This window comes from Pseudomonas sp. 50_B (assembly GCF_017491625.1).
Taxonomy (GTDB): Bacteria; Pseudomonadota; Gammaproteobacteria; order Pseudomonadales; family Pseudomonadaceae; genus Aquipseudomonas; species Aquipseudomonas danubii.
This window is the reverse complement of the sequence record NZ_JAFGYX010000219.1, coordinates 1-241: the sequence shown is the minus strand read 5'-3', so window position 1 is coordinate 241 and position 241 is coordinate 1. Positions and strand designations below refer to the sequence as shown.

The window sequence follows — 241 nt, the reverse complement described above, 5'->3', positions numbered from 1 at the left end:
AAAATCAGCTTCTCGACGTTGGTGAAAATCGGTTTGTGCAGTTCCATCTTGGCCTTGGCGAACAGCACCACGCCGGGGGCGTAGAGCAGGGCCGAGAGCAGCAGGTACTTGACCCCGCCGGCGTACAACAGCCAGATGGCGTAGCTCAGGGCCACGACGGCGATGAACAGGTCCTTCATCCGCTCCCGGGAGGCTTGCTCGTAGGTTTCCCCACGGCCGCTGAGCAACACCGCGTAGGCCG

1 pseudogene is annotated in these 241 nt (G+C 62.2%); it reads right to left on the bottom strand.

The annotated features are described in order from the left end of the window. Window positions 1–241, bottom strand: a pseudogene (locus J5M73_RS31705) (arginine-ornithine antiporter); the annotation flags it as partial.